Source organism: Comamonas sp. GW821-FHT11H03, assembly GCF_058807955.1.
Genome location: NZ_JBXARF010000012.1, coordinates 1 through 16,490, shown reverse-complemented (window position 1 = coordinate 16,490; position 16,490 = coordinate 1). Strand labels below are relative to the sequence as shown.

Genomic DNA, 16,490 nt, shown 5'->3' with positions numbered 1-16,490 from the left:
TTATCCGCGCATTGCCTGGGCGCCGGATTCGGACAATCGGGATATCCAATCCGTCCGTGCGCCATGTCCGAATCCCAAGACAAAAACCTGCCCGCCACCGAACGCAAGCTGCAGAAGACGCGTGAAGAGGGCCAGGGTGCGCGCTCGCGCGATCTGTCGCATCTGGCCATTCTGGGTACGGGCGCATTGCTGATGCTGATGGGCACGCAGCCCATGATCAATCATCTGCGCGAGGCCATGGCCCGGCAACTGGTGTTCAACGCGGCGTCGGCCAAGACTCCGGCGCTGATGCTGGAGCGCTTTCAGTCCATGCTGGTGCTGGGCCTGGGGATTGCCGTGATCTTTGCCCTGGTGACCACCACGGCCTCGGTGCTGTCCGGCGTGGCTGCCGGTGGCTGGATCTTCAGCTTCAAGCCCATTCAGCCGCGCTTTGGCAAGCTCAACCCCTTGTCGGGTCTCAAGAATCTGTTTTCCAAGCAGCAACTGACCACGGTGGTCAAGATGGTGTTCATGACCATCGTGCTGGGCTTTGTGGCCTGGAAGTACATGAGCGCCAATATTGCCGAAATTGCGTCGGTTTCGGCCCAGCCATCGCCCATGGCGCTTGCCATGGTCGGCTCCTGGCTGACCACGGGCATCACCTTGCTGCTGATCGTGGTGCTGCTGGTGGCCTTGATCGACGTGCCGCTGCAGGACTTTCTCTTCAAGTCACGGCTCAAGATGAGTCATGAGGAAGTGAAGCAGGAGCACAAGGAGTCCGAAGGCAATCCGCAGCTCAAGGGCAAGATCCGCCAGAAGCAGCGTGAGATCGCCGACCGGGCCAGCGTTTCCGCCGTACCGAAAGCCGACTTTGTGGTCACCAATCCCACCCACTATGCCGTGGCGCTGCGCTATGACGACGCCTCCATGGCCGCTCCCCAGGTCATTGCCAAGGGCACGGATCTGGTGGCGCTCAAGATTCGCGAAATCGCGGGCGCGCACCAGATACCGGTGCTGGAGTCTCCCATGCTGGCGCGTGCACTCTATGCCCATGCCGATCTGGATCAGGCCATCCCTGCTGCGCTCTACACAGCCGTGGCCCAGGTGCTGGCCTATGTCTATCGTCTCAAGGCTGCACTGAGCGGCCAGGGTCCAATGCCCGATGTCCTGGGCGAGCCCCCCGTGCCCGTGGAGCTGGATCCGCACCGTGGCCGCACCCAGCCTGCGGCGGTCGATGCTGCCGCGCAGCAAGAAGGTAATCTGTAATGTCGTCGAATCCTCTGCAACTGCTCCAGAAGTGGTCTGGCTCCAACGTCAGTGCCCTGCAAGGGATGACCGCTCCCATTCTGGTGGTGGCCATTCTGGGTCTGATGGTGTTGCCTGTGCCGCCCTGGCTGCTGGACACCTTCTTCACCCTCAATATTGCCGTGGCGCTGATGGTGATGATGGTGGCGGCCTACATGATCAAGCCGCTGGATTTCGCGGCCTTCCCTTCGGTGCTGCTGCTGACGACGCTGATGCGCCTGTCGCTCAACGTGGCATCGACGCGTGTGGTGCTGATGGAGGGCCACACCGGCCCTGGCGCTGCGGGTGCAGTGATCGAGGCCTTCGGCCACTTCCTGATCGGCGGCAACTTCGCCGTCGGTCTGATCGTGTTCAGCATTCTGGTGGTCATCAACTTTGTGGTGATTACCAAGGGCGCCGAGCGTATTGCCGAAGTCTCGGCCCGCTTTACGCTGGACGCGATGCCCGGCAAGCAGATGGCTGTGGACGCCGACCTGAACGCGGGCCTGATTGATGAAAAAGAAGCCAAGCGCCGCCGCGCCGAGGTGGGCGAGGAAGCGAATTTCTTTGGCTCCATGGACGGTGCCAGCAAGTTTGTGCGCGGCGATGCGGTTGCCGGCATCTTGATTCTGGTGATCAACGTCATCGGCGGCCTGATCATCGGCATGGCCCAGCATGGCCTGTCGGCCGGGCAGGCAGCCGACAGCTATATCCTGCTGGCCGTGGGTGATGCGCTGGTGGCACAGATTCCGGGTCTGCTGATTTCGGTGGCATCGGCCATGGTGATTTCGCGCGTTGGCAAGGATGCCGACATGGGCCGCCAGATCGTGCAGCAGCTGTTCATGTCGCCCAAGGTGCTGGGCATCACTGCCGGCGTGATGATCTTGCTGGGTCTGATTCCCGGTATGCCGCATGTGGTGTTTCTGCTCATGGGCGCCTTGCTGGGCTGGGGTGCCTGGTTGCTGGACAAGAGGGAAAAAGCCCGTCTGGCCGCCCAAAACAGTGCCCCGGTGCCCCAGCAACAGGCGGCGCAAAATGATGGCGAAGCGACCTGGGACGATCTGCAGCCCGTGGACTTGCTGGGTCTGGAGCTGGGCTACCGCCTGATCGCGCTGGTGGACAAGAGCCGCCAGGGCGACCTGCTGACGCGCATCAAGGGCGTGCGCCGCAAGTTCGCCCAGGAGGTCGGCTTTCTGCCGCCGGCCGTGCATGTGCGCGACAACCTGGAACTCAAGCCCAGCGCCTATCGCATGACGCTGCGCGGCGTCATGGTGGGCGAGGGCGAAGCCTTCCCCGGCATGTTCCTGGCCATCAACCCCGGCGGTATCACCACGCCGCTGATCGGCACGGCCACCACCGATCCGGCCTTCGGTCTGCCTGCGCACTGGATCGACGAGCGGCAAAAGGAAGCGGCACAAATGGCCGGTTTTACCGTCGTTGATTCGGAAACCGTGATGGCGACGCATTTGTCACACTTGATGCAAGTGCACGCGGCCAAGCTGTTGTCTCGTACCGAGACGCAGCAGCTCGTTGACCATGTGGCCAAGTTGGCCCCCAAACTCATCGAAGAAGTCATCCCGAAAATGGTGCCCATCACAACGTTCCAGAAAGTGCTCCAGCTGCTGCTGGAGGACTCTGTGCACATTCGTGATATCCGCACCATCATCGAGACGCTGGCCGAAAACGCCACGCAGACGACCGACCCGGTGGAGCTGGCGCGTCGCGTGCGCATTGCGCTGTCGCCTGCCATCGTGCAGCAGATCTACGGTCCGACCCGCGAGCTCAATGTGATTGCCATCGAGCCCGGCCTGGAGCGTCTGCTGGTGCAGGCACTGTCGAACCCCAATGCGCCATCGCTGGACCCCGGCGTGGCTGAAATCCTCACACAAAAAGCGGTCGATGTGGCCAACCAACAGGAAGAGCTGGGCCTGCCCGCCTGCCTGCTGGTGCCGGACGCGATCCGCAACTCTCTTGCCAAGCTGCTGCGTCGTGTGGCGCCGCGTCTGCAGGTGCTCGCGCACAGCGAGATTCCCGAGACGCACACCATCCGCATCGGCCCGATTCTTAAAGGTGCATCCGCATGAATATCAAACGCTTTTACGCACCGACCGCCCGCGAGGCCCTGGCCAAGGCGCGCATGGTTTTTGGCGACGGCACCCTGATTCTCTCCAACCGCCAGACGCCGGACGGAGTGGAAGTCATGGCCACGGCCGAAGAGACCCTCAAGGAAATGGATGCCGGCATGCAGACTGGCTCGCCCCTGCAAAAGGCTCTGGAGCGTCGCGCAAGCGACGAAGGCATGAGCCTGCGCAAGGAGCGCTCGCCTCTGGCCCCCGCTGCTGCCAGGCGCGGCACGGGCGGTGAAGCCATGAGTACGCTGGAGCATGTGCAGGCGCGCCAGACGGCCAAGCAAGAGCAGGCCCGCGAGATGCAGGTTCAGGCCAAGCCGGTCAAGGCCATCAACGAACTGGCCCAGCATTCCGTGCAGGACGATGTGGAGCAACTGTCCATGAGCACGCTGACTTTCCAGGACTATGTGCGTGAACGCATGCTGCGCCGTCGCCATGAGTCGTCGCTGGACAGCAGCGAAGCCCTGCCCACTTTTGCCCAGCGCGTGCAGGAGCGCAATAACGAACGCCCCGCCATGGCTGCCAAGTCTCAGGCGGCCAGCGCCCCGGTGGTTCGCCACAATCCTCTGCGCCCCGAGAAGATTCAGCTCAAGGAAAGCGCCAGGCCCGTCAGCGCGGCTGCACCCCAGAACTTCATGCAGGAGATGCAGTCCATGAAGGATCTGATCGAGGAGCGCTTCAACACGCTGACCTGGCTGGGCCAGACGCGCCAGAACCCGATCCAGTCCAGCCTGATGCACAAGCTCATCCGCGCCGGATACTCGCCCGCACTTGCGCGTGCACTGATCGAGAAGCTGCCGGAGACGCTCTCCGCCGGCGACGCCGTGCGCTGGCTGATGCAGGTGCTGGAGCGCAATCTGCGCACCGATGCCGCACAGCCCGCTATCTACGAGCAAGGCGGGGTGTTTGCCCTGGTCGGCGCGACCGGTGTGGGCAAGACCACGACCACGGCCAAGCTGGCGGCGCTGTGTGCGGCCAAGCACGGTCCCGCCTCCGTGGGCCTGATCACGCTGGATACCTACCGCATCGGTGGTCATGACCAGCTGCGCACCTATGCACGCATGCTGGGCATGGTGGCCCATCAGGCCCATGACAAGGCGGCTTTGCAGGACCTGCTGGGCCTGCTGCAAAGCAAGAAGATGGTGCTGATCGACACGACCGGCGTGGCCCCGCGTGATCCGCGCAAGGACGAGATCATGGATGTGCTGGCCATTGACGGCGTGCAGCAGCTGCTGGCTGTCAATGCGGCCGCGCAGGGCGATGCGCAGGACGATGTCATGCAGGCCTTCAAGGCGCGCGGCTCGCAACATGCCATCCTTACCAAAGTCGATGAAGCCGTGAAGGTCGGCCCCTCGGTGGATACGCTGATTCGCCATCAGATCCAGCTGTGCGGCGTGACCAATGGCCAGCGCGTGCCCGAAGACCTCGAACGCGCCAATGCGCAGCTGCTGGTCTCGGCCTCCATGCGCTCGGCTGCCAAGTCGGCCTTTGATCCTCAGTCACTGGATCTGGACTTCTTCTTTACCCCTTCGTCCGCCAGCGGCGCAGAGGCTGCCCATGCTTGAGCGCCGTTCGCCCCTGCATCAGGGCATGGCTTTGCATATGAGCGATGCCAGCACCGCCGGCTTGCGCGTGCTGGCCGTGCTGCACAGCGCATCGGGTGCGGCTGCCGAGCAGGCCGTGCTGTGGCCGTTGTGCGCCCAACTGCAGCGCCTGGGCCAGAAGGTGCTGGTGCTCGACGGCAGCCAGGCCGAATCCTTTCACACGCCAGGTCTTGCACAGCTGCTGGCGCAGCATGCCTGGCAGGCCCAGGTGGGACTGCGCGCAAGCGTCGGTGATGCCCAGTCGGTGGCCAGTCTGCCGGCGCGGATGGGCCTCAAGCAGCTCAAGGCCTCGGCCGACGAGATGGGGCTGGACATGCTGACGGCCCTGCAAGCCTATGTGCGTGGCTACACCACTGTGATCATCTATGCGAGCAGCGAAACCTTGACGCCACTGCTGCAAGGCCAGGGCCTGCAGCCGCTGCTGGTAGTGCCGCCTGACTCCGAGCATCTGCTCGAAAGCTACCGTCAGCTCAAGCATCTGGCCGTGTTTGCCGGCGTGGAATGCACGATTGCTGCGCTGGAAGCGCCGCTGACAGCAGACGGCCCACAGAAATACGACTGGAGCCGCAAGCAGAGCAGCTCGCAGACAGCCAAGCAAAACGCCCAGACACGCCTGCAGCGTCTGAATGCGTTGCTACAGTGTTCGCAGCGCCACCTGGGCGATGCCCCGGTGCTCTTGCGCCTGCGCTGGCGCCAGGCCAGCGATCTGCATCAGCTCACGCTGCACATGCTCAAGACGGCTTGCATTCTGCCTATGCATGCCCAGCCCACGACGGCTGCCGCGCCTGAATCTCTTGTCTGGAGCCATTGACTGCCATGTACACCGCCAAAGGCCAACTCGACCGCGACGCGCTGATTCGTCAGCATGTGCCGCTTGTGCGTCGGATTGCCTTGCACATGATCGCCAAACTGCCACCGAATGTCGAGCTGGATGATTTGATCCAGGTCGGCATGATTGGCCTGGCCGAAGCGCTGTCGCGCTTCGAGAGCGAGCAAGGCGTGCAATTCGACACTTTCGCTAGCCAGCGCATTCGTGGCGCCATGCTCGATGAACTGCGCGAAGGCGACTGGATGAGCCGCAGTTCGCGCAAAAGCCAGAAGGAAATCGAGCAGGCGCTCAACCGCCTGGAACAGCGCCTGGGCCGGCCCCCGCTGGAGTCAGAGATCGCGGCCGAGCTGGGCATGGCCCTGGACGACTATCAGTCCCTGCTAGGCAAGGTGCGAGGCACGCAGCTGGTCTATCTCGAGGACATCGGCGGCGGTGACGGCGACGATGGCGACGACTATCTGGAGCGGCATGTGGCCGACTCGGGCGCCGACCCCTTTGCCTTGCTGCGCGACCAGCGCATGCGCTCCGCGTTGGTCGAGGCCATCAAGGCTCTGCCGGAGCGTGAGCAATATGTGATGGGCATGTACTACGAGCACGATATGAACCTCAAGGAGATCGCCGCCGTGCTTGGCGTGACCGAATCGCGGGTCTGCCAACTGCACAGCCAGGCCATCGCCCGCCTGCGCACCAAGATGCGATCGCATTGATCACTGAAACGGCTCGCCAGGAGCGGGCCGTTGACCACAACAGAAGCCGCCGCGCTGGCAGATTCCATCTGCCCACGCGGCGGCTTTGCTTTTGTGACGCAGCCTGGCTGTGTTCTGGTGCTTCGCTATCGACAGCTTGTGGCGCTCTACGGCATTGGATTCATGGATGTTTTGATCGATCATCCGTCGTCGCTGCAAGCAAAAAGCCCTGTCGCATCGCTGCAGCAGGGCTTGGGGTTGAGTGGCTTGGAAATCAGTGCATCACATGCGGCTGACCGTCGAACATATGCTCGAAACTTGCAAGCCAGGGCTCGGCCAGCACGCGAATCTGGGCGTCGTTGCGCAAGATGCGCTGCATGATGCGCGCCTTTTCCTTGCGCAGTTCGGGCGCCAGCTTTTCATCTCGCGAGCGAAAGCGCAGCTGCTCGATCAGCACGGCACAAGTGCCCTCATAGCGCGCAACACCATCCCAGTCCTTGGCCTGGGCGGCCTGCAGCATCTTGGCACTGCTTTCCTCTATGGCGCGGTAGAAGTCGATCAATGTGTGCTCCATTTTTTAGGCAGCAGCGGGTGCTGGTGCATTGGTTATTTCACTCCAGCCCTGTGCCACCGTGCTCACAAGGCCTGCGACTTCATCGACCATGCTTGCATCGTTGCGGGCATTGGCCAAGGTCAATTGGGTGGTGCAGTACTCATAGAGCGAGGCCAGGTTGCTGGCCAGCTCGCCCCCTTTTTCCCGGTCCAGCGCGCCCAGCAGGCCCTCCTGCAGAATGCGCACGGCCTTGCCGATATGGCGCACTTTCTCGCTGATATCACCGCGCTCGATCGCACCGCGTGCCGCATTGATGGAGGCCAACAGGCCATCAAACAGCATCTTGATCAACTGCTGAGGCGATGCACTGTCCACCATGGATTGCACACCCACCTGACGGTAAGCCGACATTGCGCGCGCATTGGCTGGGGAAAACATCACAAAACTCCTTTGTTGCAGTTTCTCAAATTACTGTTCTTCTTATCGGCCGACTCAGGGGGCAATTAAGTCCTTTCTGCAGGCTTCAATCGCTTAGTTGCTGGACTTGTTCCATGTTGTCACTTGTTGGGCGACATAGGTGTCCAGGGCTTTCAGGCTGGCCATCTGCGTATCCAGACGCGAATACTGGGCACGCAAGCGCGCTTCATAGGCCGTCACGCGCGTAGTCTGGCGTTCCTGGTCGGCGGTGTTGCGCTTCAAGGCATTCTTGAGCGTCTCGTCCTTGGTCGAGAAGGTGCCGCCAGTGGCCAGCAGACCGCTTGTGAAATCCTTCATGCGCACTGCCAGGCCGTCCTGGTTGGCATCGGCAACGTCTGCGGTGAAGAACTTGGACATGCTCTCAGGATCCTTGAGCGCCTTGTCCAGCTTGGTGTCGTCAATCTTGAGCGTGCCGTCTTTCTGGAAGGCAATGCCCATCTGCGACAGACTGGTGAATTCACTGCCTTCTCCGCCCGGGCCGGACAGCAAACGACGCATGGCGGACTGCAGATTCACAGCCGTTGAATCGCCTTGCAAGGTGCCAGCCGTCTTGCTGTCCTTGTCATAGGCAGTCATGGTTTTCAGGGCGTTGCTGAGTGCGTTATAGGACTCCACGAGATTTTTTAGCGCTGTCTTGGCCGTTGCCGTGTCATTGGCAATGGTGATGCGCACCGGAGCAGCATCCTTCGCTGACTTTTGCGCTACCGTCAGCGTCACACCCGCCGCCACCTCTTCAAACACATTGGTGTGCGAGGCCATGTCGATGCCGTTGATCTTGGCCAGAGTGTCCTGCGCCTCAACGGAACGCTTCATGGTCCCGTCGCTGCCGTTGTAAGCAAATTGCTGCAGCCCGGCGCCTTCGGCATCCACCGAGAAGGCGGAATTCACGCCCGTGGCCTTGGATTGCAGCACCAGGCGTTCGCCCGTGTGGTCCTTGAGGACGGTGGCGCTGACATCGCCCTTGGCGGCATTGATCTTGGCAGCAATCTTGGCCAGAGAGTCATCTTCTGCAGCGATTTCCACGCTGAAGCTCACATTTTTGCCGTCCTTGGTATTGGGTGTCAGTCCATTGGCACCATAGGTCCCCATGGAAATGGTCAGCTTGCCAGGTCCGAGAGTGGTGCCGCTGGGCACCAGGCCGGAGCCAATGGTTTGACCTGCCGCCATCTGCGACACTTCCACGTCATAAGTGGCTTGTACGGCGCTGGAGGTTGCCGTTCCTGTCACTTGGGTAGAGTTGGAAGAGGTCAGCGTATTGCCTAGCCAGGTGGCGGGCTTTGCCAGCTTGTCCACCTGATCCTGCAGATTGGAGATTTGCGACTTGAGCTGGCTAAAGGCCGAGATCTGCGTATTGATGCCGCTGGCCTTGGTCTGCAGCGCCGCAATGGGCTTGGACTCCAGCGCCACCAATTTCGAAACAATGGTTTCTACTTCCAGGCCGCTACCAATACCGACTGAGCTGATACCCATACAAAACTCCCTCTGCGCAAGACAGCGGGCGTTTGGTACGCCGGGTCTGCGTCATTGAACAAACGGCGCTTCTCGCGCCGTCTTTATGGACAGTACTACGCATTGTGTTTCGGCAGGCCGAAACAGAACTTGAGTCCGAAATGCCAGATGCCGGTATCAGCCTTGCAGCAGTTTGAGCACCTGTTGCGGCAGCTGATTGGCCTGTGCGACCATGGCCGTTCCCGCCTGCTGCAGAATCTGTGTGCGGCTCAGATTGGCGGTTTCTGCGGCAAAGTCGGCATCCATGATGCGGCTGCGGGAAGCAGACAGGTTTTCTGAATTGACACTCAGATTTTCCACTGTGGTTTCAAAACGGCTTTGCACAGCGCCCAGCGTAGCTCGTGCGCCATTGACCGCCTTCAAGGCCGCGTCCATCGCCAGGATGGCGTTATCGGCGTATTCCGCATCCAGCACATTGAGGTCAGAGAAGCCATTCTTTCCCGACTCTGCGCCAGCGAATCCGCGTGTCCCGCCAATATGCTGAGGACTGGACTCGTTGGTGGTGCCAACTGACAGGCCGGTTGCCGCTGCGATATCGGCGGCAGCCGTGGCAGGAGTGGTTTGAGGATTGGGAAGACCAATCACCACGTCACCGGAGGAGGAAGTCAGCGACAGCGAGCCATTCACGATCGATGCCTGCACTTTTGGGGTGGTGCTGGCGGAATTGATCTGGCTCACGAGGTCATTGATGCGGTTGCTCGAGCTTTCCTGTGCGGGCAGGTTCAATGTCACGCCATTGATTTGCACGCTTGCGGCCGACATGCCGCCGGAAGTCACGTTCTTTGCAGCATTCACGCTCAATGTCGCATTGCCCAGGGCTGCGCCGGCAGATGGCGCGACTACGGCACTGGCGGTCGTGTTGTTGACGATCTCGATCTTGCCATTCACCACACTCACGGATACCGCGTTGGCACCCAGACCATTGGGAGCGGCTGTGTTCAGTGCCGTCTGAATGCTGGTCGCCAGAGTATCTTTGGCGGTAGCTATTTCAGCCGCCGATGCTGGAGGCGCCGCAACGGCGGTGACGGCTGGGACGTTGACAGCGGTGCCGCCATTGATGGTGAGCGTGAAGGCTCCGTAGGAGCCGTCAGGGGCGGGCTCGTTCAGGTTCCAGCTGGTTTTTGCTGGGACCGTCACTGCCGTGTTGCTGCCGGAGATGCTTGATCCGGTCAGCTTCGAGGGAACTGCCACGCTGTTCCAAGTACCCAGCGCATCCACATTGGCATTCACAATCGAGGAAATATCGATGGTCTGACCTTGGTTGGCACCGACTTGAAAGGCCATATTGGTAAATGAGCCATCGAGCAGGTTGGTGCCGTTGAAGCTGGTTTGCTGGGCGACTCGGGTCACTTCGGCTTTGAGCTGCTGCACTTCCACATCCAGAGCTGCACGGTCTTCTGCCGAGTTGGTGGCATTGCGCGCCTGAACAGCCAGTTCGCGAATGCGCTGCAGATTGCTGCCCAATGAGCCCAGGGCGCCTTCGGCGGTCTGCGCGAGGGAAATGCCATCATTGGCATTGCGCATCGCAACTGTGAGGCCGCGCACCTGGGTGGTCATGCGCTCGGAAATGGCCAGGCCGGCTGCATCATCTTTGGCACTATTGATGCGCAAGCCCGAGGACAGGCGCTGCATGGATGTAGCCAGCTGGCTTTGGGACGAGCTCAGATTGCGTTGCGCATTGAGCGACTGGATATTGGTATTGATGATGGCTGCCATGGCGTGTGCTCCTGTTTCAAGCCAGTAAACCGGCGACGTACTAGCCGTTTTCACGACCAGCGACGGCGCTGGCCCACGTGACCGGAAACACGGACGAAGTCTGGTATTCCGGGTACGAGGATTGTTGGAGCAAGCCGTGTGGGACATAAGACCGATAAGAGGCCTAAAGTCCTGCCATTTTTACAATTGATGGTTACATGTCGGCGCAGTTGGGCAGCAAAAAGGCCTCCCGAAGGAGGCCTGGCATGACGCTGACTGCACCAGCGTATGGCTGGTGCAGTAGCTTGATGCAATTAGCGCAGCAGGGACAGCACGCCCTGGGGCAACTGGTTGGCCTGTGCCACCATGGCGGTGCCGGCTTGCTGCAGAATCTGCGAGCGGCTCAGATTGGCGGTTTCTGCAGCGAAGTCTGCATCGGTGATGCGGGACTTGGAGGCCGACAGATTTTCGCTGTTCACGCTCAGGTTGGAAACCACGGATTCAAAGCGGTTCTGAATGGCACCCAGGTCGGCGCGTGCGGAGTTCACTGCCTTGAGAGCAGCGTCCATGGCCAGGATGGTGTCATCCGCACCTTCGGCGGTGGCCACGGAGATATCCTTGAAGCCTGTCTGGGCAGTGCCGGAGGTTACCTTGGTCGTGCCTGCAGTCAAGCCGGTGCCAGTTGCGGGTGCAGCGTCCACGACGATATCTTTGTCGGAGCGCAGAACGACAGAGCCGTTCACATTGGAAGCCTTGACCGAGCCGTCGGTGAAGGTCTTGTTGATGGCTGCAACGAGCTGGTTGGAGCGCTCTGCGTCGGTGTAGGCGGCACCGACGGCAATCGCTTTACCGTTGATGCTCAGCTCGGTTGTCAGTGCAGCATGCTTGGTTCCAGCCGTCACGTTGGTGGTCGTGGCTGCCAGGCCTGCAACAGACAGAGCATATTGATTGCCGGATGCATTGGCCAGGGTCACTGCACCGTTGCCGGCTGCAGGAGCAGTCGCAGTCAGGCCGGAAATACCGGCGGCATTGACAGCAGTGGCAATGTTTGCAGCCAGCTGATCTTGAGCCTGTGCCACGGTACGTGTGGCAGTGCCGTCGGCGGTCAGGCCGGTGACATTGAGTTCAACACCGCCCACGCTGACCTTGAAGTCTGCAAATGCAGCTTGGGCCGCGGCAGCATCTGCAGGAGCCGTCACGGTGAACGCACCTGCACCAGGGGTGGCGGTGCCGCCTAGCGCAGCGGTGCCGAAGGCAGCTGCAGGCTTGTCTGCGCTGTTCCAGGTACCCAGTTGATCGATCTTGGAGTTCTGGATGCTATCGATATTGATACGCTGGCCTTGATTGGCGCCAACCTGGAAAGCCTGGGATGTGAAGGAGCCATCCAGCAACTTGGTGCCGTTGAACGAAGTGTCGGTGGCAACGCGGTCGATTTCGCTCTTGAGTTGGTCCACTTCCTTTTGCAGAGCCGAACGGTCTTCGGTCGAGTTGGTGGCATTGCGCGATTGCACAGCCAGTTCGCGGATACGCTGCAGGTTGCCGCCGATGGTGCTCAGTGCGCCTTCAGCCGTCTGGGCCAGCGAGACGCCGTCATTGGCGTTGCGCTGTGCCTGGTTCAGGCCGCGAACCTGGGCGCTCATACGCTCGGCAATGGCCAGGCCGGCTGCATCGTCCTTGGCGCTGTTGATGCGCATACCGGAAGACAGACGCTGCATGGAGGTCGACAGCGAAGATTGCGAGGTGCCCAGGTTGCGCTGTGCGTTGAGCGACTGGATATTGGTGTTGATGGTCATTGCCATGATGCGAACTCCTTGATGCGATCAAAACGTCGCCGCCACAGTGACCTGAAATATTCAGGGTGGGCGGCGGCGGCAGCCCAATCCAGCACCCCAGCCTGCAGTTCCTTATGATATTTGCTGCTGTGGCTCGCTGGTGACAGGGCTTTTTTTCCCTGTTGAAGCTGTTATCGGAGCCATCCCGCAAAAACTTTAGAGAGTTCTGCAAATATTTTTCGGGATGTAACAAGTGCAGAAGCTTTGCTTTGCCTGTATGCCGCCAGAGCCTTCAAGTCGTTGCTTGGCTCGGAATTACCCTACATAACGACGGCTAGCTGCCGATCTAGCTTCCAAACGCCCAGCTTTTTGCGGCTATGGCGGCGCTTTTGCAACTTCACAATCGGCACCTATGCTTGTTCTCATCGGTTATATCGTTGCCTTCGGCTGCATCTTCGGCATGTATGTGCTGCACGGCGGCAGCGTGGGCGTTCTTGTCAAGGCGCTGCCGTTCGAGATGGTGACCATTGGCGGTGGCGCTCTGGGCGCTTTCATCGTCAGCAACCAGCCCAAGGTGCTCAAGGCCACTGCCAAGGCGATTCCCTCGGCGCTCAAGCCTTCGCGCTATAACAAGGCGCGCTATATGGAAGTGATGGCGCTTCTGTACGAGCTGCTGCAGAAGGCGCGCAAGGAAGGCCTGATGTCGATCGAGTCCGATGTGGAAGATCCGCAGTCGTCGACGGTGTTTCAGAACTATCCGCAGCTGATGGCCGACCACCATGTCGTCGAGTTTCTGACCGACTATCTGCGCATGATGGTCTCGGGCAATCTGAACTCTCACGAGATTGAAGCGCTGATGGACAGCGAAATCGAAGCCCATCATGCCGAGGCCCATGCGCCGGTGATGGCTCTGAATCGTCTGGCGGGCGCTTTGCCGGCCTTCGGCATTATTGCGGCCGTGCTGGGCGTGGTGAACACCATGGCTTTCGTGGGGCAACCCCCGGCAGTGCTGGGCGGGATGATTGCCTCGGCGCTGGTGGGTACCTTCCTCGGGATCTTGCTGGCCTATGCGCTGGTGGAGCCTATGGCTGCACTGCTGGAGCAGCGTGCCCAGGATGCGGCCAAGGAGTTCGAGTGCATCAAGGCGACGCTACTGGCCAGCATGCAGGGCTACAACCCGGGCACGGCCATCGAGTTCGGCCGCAAGGTGCTGTTCTCCACCGAGCGTCCAGGCTTTCTGGAGCTGGAGACGCACGTCAAGGGTAAGAAGTAATGAGTGCCCACTCTCGCCAGGAGCTAATGATGGAGCGCAGCTATGGCTGACAAGAAGCTGCAGCCCATCATCATCAAGCGCGTCAAGAAGACCGCCCATGCCCACCATGGTGGTGCCTGGAAGATTGCCTATGCCGACTTTGTGACGGCGATGATGGCCTTCTTCCTGCTGATGTGGCTGCTGGGCTCGACCGCTCAGGGCGAGCTGCAGGGGATTGCTGCGTATTTCAATTCGCCGCTGAAGGTGGCCATGTCGGGCGGCAGCGGTGCCGGTAACAGCTCCAGCATCGTGCCGGGCGGCGGTAACGACCTGTCCAAGGTGCACGGCCAGGTGCGCCGCTCCGAGTCCGAAGACAATGCCAACCGTCGCTCCAGCCAGGCCATGGGCCGGGCCGAAGAGTCCGCACGCGATGCTCAGCGTCTGCATGCGCTCAAGGCCAAGGTGGACAGCATGATTGCCAATAATGCGCGCCTGAACGAGTATCGCTCGCAGATTCGCACGGAGATCACGCATGACGGCCTGATGATTCAGATCGTCGACGACCAGAACCGCCCCATGTTCGATAGCGGCAGTGCCGTGGTCAAGCCCTATATGCGCGATATCCTGCGCGAGATAGGTGCGGCCATGGGCAATGCGGAAAATCGCATCAGTCTCTCTGGCCACACCGATGCCGCGCCTTACGGCAATGCCGATCGAGGCTATAGCAACTGGGAATTATCGGCCGACCGCGCCAACGCATCGCGCCGCGAGCTGGTGGCAGCCGGAATGCCGCTGGACAAGCTGGCGCGCGTGGTCGGCATGGCCAGCAGTGACCTGCTGCTGCCGGAGGAGCCGCGCGCGGCGCAGAATCGCCGCATCACGATTACCGTGCTGACCAAGGAGGCCGAGCGCCGTGTGCTGGGCAATGACAAGGAGCGCAGCATGGAGCAGGTGACCAGTGCCGAGGAGGCTGCCAGCACGATCAATCAACCCAAGGCCCGGCGCGCAGTACCCAGCGCTGTCGACAGGCAGTCTCTGGATGCCAAGGAAGAGTTTGTTGTAACAAACCCTGAAGTTGCCACGGAGACTGTCGAAAAGCCTGACAATGCACGTCCAATGCCGGGAGGTTGACAAATTGTTACCATCACGGCTGAAAACTTGTTCCCACGCACCTATTCCGACCGAAAGGGCCTCTCGTGGCTAATGCCCTGCGATTTTTGATTGTTGACGACTTCTCCACCATGCGCCGCATCGTGCGCAATCTGCTCAAGGAGAGTGGCTTTGCCGATGCCGATGAAGCCGAAGATGGTGTGGCTGCCATCACCAAGTTGCGTGCTAGCAAGTTCGACTTTGTGGTGACCGACATCAACATGCCGAACATGAACGGCTTTCAGCTGCTCACCGAGATCAAGCAGGATGAAAAGCTTAAGCATCTTCCGGTGCTGATGGTGACTGCCGAAGCCCGCAAGGAAGATATCGTGGCTGCCGCCCAGGGCGGCGCGGCCGGCTATATCGTCAAGCCCTTCACCAAGGCCACTCTGGAAGAGAAGGTCAATCTCATCATCAAGAAACTCGATCTCTGAGCCATGAGCAGCGACCAGGCTTCCGCCAACGTCCACTACAAGATTGGCGTACTCACGCGCCAGTTGCATAACTCGCTCAATGAGCTGGGCTATGCGGACCGTTTGCGCGGCAGTGCGGGGGAGCTTCCCGATGCGCAAAGCCGTCTGTCCTATATCGCCCGTCTGACGGGAGAAGCTGCCAACAAGGTGCTGGGTCAGGTCGAGGTGACGCAGAACTGCCAGGATGCGCTGGCCGAGCGTACCCGTGCCATGCGTGCAGAACTCATCAAGGATCCTGTGGCTGCGGTGGCCAAGGGGCGCGTGATGAACTATCTGCAGGAGGTGGAGGAAGGTACGGAGCAGACCAATAGCCATCTGACCGAGATCATGATGGCGCAGGACTTCCACGACCTCACCGGTCAGGTGATTGCTCGTGTGGTGGCGCTGGCGGCCGATCTGGAGTCGCAGCTGCTGGAGCTGCTGATCCAGACCTCGCCGGATGCTGAGCAGATGCCGGCCCTGGCGCCCGTGGAAGCCGCGCAGCCCAAGCTGGCAGGCCCGGTGGTGGATCCCGAAAACACCACCGACGTGGTGACTTCGCAGTCCCAGGTGGATGATCTGCTGGCCAGTCTTGGTTTTTAAAAAAATAGCTGATTGCGCTTTGCAGATAAGCGTTTGAGCCCGAAAAGCCCGATCTTCGAATGGATCGGGCTTTTTTTAGGTTCATCGAGGAATTCCGTGGAGATAAGCCCGTTCGTTTTGTAATCTGATAGCAACGAAGCTGACATCGGAGAACAAATCAAATGCTGGACTCGAAGTTATTGCAGGCTCTTGGCGGCTGGGAGGGCTACGTGGTTGAACGTGTGCAGTGGCCCCAGGGCGATAGCCGCACCGTGTCGATTTATCTGAAGCCGCAGGCCAGCGTCATGCATTGCGAGCGCTGCGGTGCGCAGTGCAGCCAAGTCCATGAGACCACGACACGGCGCGTGCGCGATCTGGCATTGTTCGAGTACAGAGTGGTGCTACATGTGCCGCGTCGGCGTCTGTGGTGCGATAGCTGTGGTGGCCCGTACCTGGAGAAGCTCAGCTGGCTCGGTCGCTACCAGCGCGTCACAGACCGTCTGGCGCAGGCGTGCAGCCAGTTGCTTCGCAGCAGCAG

At 60.6% G+C, this 16,490-nt stretch carries 15 protein-coding genes; 10 read left to right on the top strand and 5 right to left on the bottom strand.

From position 1 onward, the window contains the following. The first annotated feature begins 63 nt into the window (after window positions 1-63). The 5 genes from flhB to AC1RTQ_RS21760 are packed head-to-tail and all read left to right on the top strand — an operon-like array spanning window position 64 to window position 6,532. Window positions 64-1,245 (top strand): flagellar biosynthesis protein FlhB, encoded by a 1,182-nt coding sequence (gene flhB, locus AC1RTQ_RS21780; protein ID WP_492878849.1) that lies wholly within the window; start codon window positions 64-66, stop codon window positions 1,243-1,245. Next, the gene (gene flhA / locus AC1RTQ_RS21775; RefSeq protein WP_492878847.1) at window positions 1,245-3,347 is read left to right on the top strand and encodes a flagellar biosynthesis protein FlhA; all 2,103 of its coding nucleotides are present in this window, start codon (window positions 1,245-1,247) and stop codon (window positions 3,345-3,347) included. The genes flhB and flhA overlap by 1 nt, the downstream gene beginning before the upstream one ends. After that, window positions 3,344-4,957 carry a flagellar biosynthesis GTPase FlhF gene (flhF, locus tag AC1RTQ_RS21770; RefSeq protein ID WP_492878845.1) on the top strand — a complete coding sequence of 538 codons (1,614 nt, stop codon included), beginning with the start codon at window positions 3,344-3,346 and terminating at the stop codon, window positions 4,955-4,957. The genes flhA and flhF overlap by 4 nt, the downstream gene beginning before the upstream one ends. Continuing rightward, a complete protein-coding gene (locus AC1RTQ_RS21765; protein ID WP_492878843.1) occupies window positions 4,950-5,807 on the top strand; it encodes a hypothetical protein in 858 nt (285 codons plus the stop codon). Before flhF ends, AC1RTQ_RS21765 begins: the two co-directional genes overlap by 8 nt. Window positions 5,808-5,812: 5 nt before the next feature. Then, complete coding sequence (locus AC1RTQ_RS21760) at window positions 5,813-6,532, top strand: RNA polymerase sigma factor FliA (RefSeq protein WP_003059180.1); 720 nt, start codon at window positions 5,813-5,815, stop codon at window positions 6,530-6,532. Between the two features lie 253 nt (window positions 6,533-6,785). Here AC1RTQ_RS21760 and AC1RTQ_RS21755 read toward each other — a convergent pair whose 3' ends face one another. The 5 genes from AC1RTQ_RS21755 to AC1RTQ_RS21735 form a co-directional block, all read right to left on the bottom strand. Then, on the bottom strand, window positions 6,786-7,085 hold the full coding sequence (locus tag AC1RTQ_RS21755; protein ID WP_003059178.1) for a flagellar protein FliT: 300 nt from the start codon (window positions 7,083-7,085) through the stop codon (window positions 6,786-6,788). Window positions 7,086-7,088: 3 nt separating this feature from the next. Beyond that, window positions 7,089-7,502 (bottom strand): flagellar export chaperone FliS, encoded by a 414-nt coding sequence (gene fliS, locus AC1RTQ_RS21750; protein WP_492878840.1) that lies wholly within the window; start codon window positions 7,500-7,502, stop codon window positions 7,089-7,091. A gap of 93 nt (window positions 7,503-7,595) precedes the next feature. Then, window positions 7,596-9,011 (bottom strand): flagellar filament capping protein FliD, encoded by a 1,416-nt coding sequence (fliD, locus tag AC1RTQ_RS21745; RefSeq protein WP_492878838.1) that lies wholly within the window; start codon window positions 9,009-9,011, stop codon window positions 7,596-7,598. A 156-nt stretch (window positions 9,012-9,167) separates the two neighbouring features. Beyond that, the gene (locus tag AC1RTQ_RS21740; RefSeq protein ID WP_492878836.1) at window positions 9,168-10,766 is read right to left on the bottom strand and encodes a flagellin N-terminal helical domain-containing protein; all 1,599 of its coding nucleotides are present in this window, start codon (window positions 10,764-10,766) and stop codon (window positions 9,168-9,170) included. Between the two features lie 293 nt (window positions 10,767-11,059). Beyond that, the gene (locus AC1RTQ_RS21735; protein ID WP_304350647.1) at window positions 11,060-12,544 is read right to left on the bottom strand and encodes a flagellin N-terminal helical domain-containing protein; all 1,485 of its coding nucleotides are present in this window, start codon (window positions 12,542-12,544) and stop codon (window positions 11,060-11,062) included. A gap of 385 nt (window positions 12,545-12,929) precedes the next feature. On the opposite strand from AC1RTQ_RS21735, the gene motA reads away from it, so the two are divergent. From motA to AC1RTQ_RS21710, 5 genes are all read left to right on the top strand, one after another. Beyond that, window positions 12,930-13,790 (top strand): flagellar motor stator protein MotA, encoded by an 861-nt coding sequence (motA, locus tag AC1RTQ_RS21730; protein ID WP_302093069.1) that lies wholly within the window; start codon window positions 12,930-12,932, stop codon window positions 13,788-13,790. A 42-nt stretch (window positions 13,791-13,832) separates the two neighbouring features. Beyond that, window positions 13,833-14,900, top strand: a complete 1,068-nt coding sequence (gene motB / locus AC1RTQ_RS21725) for a flagellar motor protein MotB (protein ID WP_492878833.1) — start codon at window positions 13,833-13,835, stop codon at window positions 14,898-14,900. Between the two features lie 65 nt (window positions 14,901-14,965). Next, the gene (cheY, locus tag AC1RTQ_RS21720; RefSeq protein ID WP_054073241.1) at window positions 14,966-15,352 is read left to right on the top strand and encodes a chemotaxis response regulator CheY; all 387 of its coding nucleotides are present in this window, start codon (window positions 14,966-14,968) and stop codon (window positions 15,350-15,352) included. A 3-nt stretch (window positions 15,353-15,355) separates the two neighbouring features. Further along, window positions 15,356-15,973: a protein phosphatase CheZ gene (locus tag AC1RTQ_RS21715; RefSeq protein ID WP_492878831.1), complete on the top strand. Its 618-nt coding sequence runs from the start codon at window positions 15,356-15,358 to the stop codon at window positions 15,971-15,973. 161 nt (window positions 15,974-16,134) lie between these two features. Continuing rightward, on the top strand, window positions 16,135-16,490 hold a 356-nt coding region (locus tag AC1RTQ_RS21710; protein ID WP_492878829.1), incomplete at its 3' end, for a transposase family protein.